Genomic DNA, 2,814 nt, shown 5'->3' on the forward strand with positions numbered 1-2,814 from the left:
CTTCGCCGTCGCGGTATTCCACTTTACCGCACATCTCGCCGCATCGTGTTTCTTTCAAACGCATTGCGGCCGAAGGCCGATTACTACGCTCATTTAACATAGCCTAATACAGCTTGTTTTATTTTCCAGCAAGCGCCTGATCAGAATGCCTTAACCAGGACATAAATGGCTGGAAATACGATCAGCGTCAGCACAGTAGCCGAGATCATACCGCCAACGATCGGGACTACAATGCACCATGCTAACCTAGTAATTGCCGTCCCATCATTTTCGTACTTGGACTCACTGGATTTTGTTTAAAGACACTGATACCGAAAGGAAAATTAAAGTCAACAGTAGCCCAGATCGTTCACCTTATTCAGTTATTTTTTTCGCCTGAATTACCTGCCGCTATGTAGCCTTTGGGTTATCAGCTTCGATATTGGAACAAATGCAAGCTTTTTTAGCGAACTACTTCGACTCATTGGAGGAAGGCTAAATTCAGAAGGGTACCTCAGAATCTAACCTCAATTAATCCCATTCAAGCTTATTGAACTGTCGAGAGAAGGCTAATCCCAATTTTGTGTTCCCCGGCGGGTGGTCTATTCAGCATTACCTCCCATTTCGTAATGCCAGAGCTGATCCCATAAAACGCTCCCAATATACTCTTGCAGCGCAGATCATCAGGGTCAGGACGTACCATTGACAAAGGGGGCGGACAAAAGATATGAATTCTGTGTACTGATCGTCCAGCTTGGGGCAGACTATAGCTTTGTTGCCAGACCTTTCCATCACTGGTCGTCAGCTTGAAAACAACCGCATCCGGTGAGGGGTTTGCATAGCTACTGGTGACTTCGAGGTTAAAGCCAAACCCATACACATTCACCGGAGTTTCCGAGGAAATGGAAAGGCTATCTTCGACACCGCCTTCTGAACCAATGTCTGCAATCACTCCATCAGAAGCAAAGTTGAGCTCTAGCCATTCTGCCTGCCCGGTGGCTCCAAACGTGTTGTCCGCTTGTACTAAAGAAGCTCCCATGATGCCAATACTGTCCAGAAAGACAGAATGTTCCCCTTCCTCAAGATTATTGAACGACAATTCCCACGCCTTGATCCGACTGAGGTCAAAGTTGCCCGTTGGCCCCCAGGCAGCCATCGTCCAGCCTTTCCCTTGAGGATCAAGCGGAAACCTGTATGGCAGCACGCCAGCAAACGTATGAGTCATGCCAGTACTATAAACCACATCCAGTCGCCTTCCCTGCTGCCAGACGCTCCCATCCTGCATGGTCAGGCTCATGATCAATGCATTCGGATCGAGATTTAGGCCAGCATTCACTAAAGCTACAATTTGCCCACTACCACTGTCCGTCAAGTCGAAGTGAGTCTGTGCTTCCTTACGTAAGGATACGGTTTCCCACGGGTCACCTTCCGAACGGTAGACCGCCTTCAGAATTCTCAATGGATTATAATAATGGGGATGCGTACGTACATGATATAACCAATCGGTATCGCCATCTGCTGGATTCCAGTCAGCATGGCGGAACAGAACGTTCCCCTCTTCAGAGTAAAAATCTACACCGAATCGCTCTGCAGCGTTTCCTGGTGTGTCGTAGTTTCCCTTCATGTACAGGGTATGAAAGTTAATTTGGTGGTTACTGCCAGGAGGCAGGTCCGCCAGGATAATTTCCCATGAAGCAATCTTGCCAAGGTCGAACACTCCCTGCGGTCCCCATTCAGCACGGGCGAAGGACCCTTCCTGAACGGGAAACGCGCCTGTTTGCCACACATTGTTTGCCAGTACTTTGGGTTGGTCCCAGATGCTGCCGTCCTGCATGGTCAAGCGCAGCACAACACTGGCATAGGGTCTGCTCGTCACATATGCGGGGCGGGCAACAAGCTGTATTTCCTGTGTTCCTCGCAGATCGAACTGTTCTCCGGCATGGCTTTTTATCGAGACGGTCTCCCAAGGATCCCCCCCAACAGAAAAGCTCCCTGCAACGTTTACTCCATAAAAGTCCGTAGGGACGGGATCCGTGCTGTTCAACACGTCAATGGCTCCCCAGTATGTATTCCCATCTGCCGGGTTCCAATCATTTTGCAGAAATAACACTGAATTCGTTGAATCAAAACGCTTGAGAATTTTCAGTGTAGTAGCTTGCGCGGGTAAGGCAAGAACTAAACTTAAGGCTATAATCAGAAGGCGAATCTGCGAAATAACCATATCTTGTTGTTCCAAAAGTTTGAATAGAGGAAAAATGCCAATCTTTTTTGAGAAGCTTGCCAGATTTGTAAGTTATTGAGCCGACCAGATAATGCTTTAACTATTAAATTAAATTTTTAGTAATAAAATAATTGACGCATGAATAATGCTCCGGTTGTTGCTGACCTTAAAAATGCTTGGCTGAAACAAAAACTACTCTTCCTCGAAGAAAATTAAAATAAGCAAAATGCTTAATTTGAAATCCGGATAATGCTTAAATAATAAAATCTAAAAATAGATGGAGTAACCCTGTAAAGTATTTTTTGTAACAACTCACGTTTCTTTTCTAAACGATAACTGGCTGTTCAAAAGAAATTTTATTTATACTCGTCACACTTCAAAATTCGGCAGCTATACCTTGTATATTAAGGCCAACGATAAAATTGTTTTAGACTAGCACTGATTTCTGGGGAAGCCGGTTATACCTTAAGCCTTGAGCTTGTGAGAAGATAGGCTCCCCGCCCTCGTCATCGATATCGTGGAGTATCCAAGGTCTGTAAGCTTTGCTTCTGAACCTGAATTTGCAAGGAAGATAGATGAAGTGCCAGGGTCAGGGAACCAGAAAGCATGATAAC

The 2,814-nt window shown here is 45.8% G+C and carries 1 protein-coding gene; it reads right to left on the reverse strand.

Annotated features, from left to right (window positions below):
• Window positions 1-526: 526 nt before the first annotated feature.
• Window positions 527-2,200: a hypothetical protein gene (locus BLW34_RS15100; protein WP_090581355.1), complete on the reverse strand. Its 1,674-nt coding sequence runs from the start codon at window positions 2,198-2,200 to the stop codon at window positions 527-529.
• Window positions 2,201-2,814: the final 614 nt, after the last annotated feature.

Origin of the sequence: Nitrosomonas sp. Nm58 (assembly GCF_900107335.1) — a bacterium.
In the GTDB taxonomy this organism is placed as follows: domain Bacteria; phylum Pseudomonadota; class Gammaproteobacteria; order Burkholderiales; family Nitrosomonadaceae; genus Nitrosomonas.

Excerpts from the sequence above, each read along its gene's own strand:
- BLW34_RS15100 (WP_090581355.1), bottom strand. The coding sequence starts at position 2,200 with ATGGTTATTTCGCAGATTCGCCTTCTGATTATAGCCTTAAGTTTAGTT.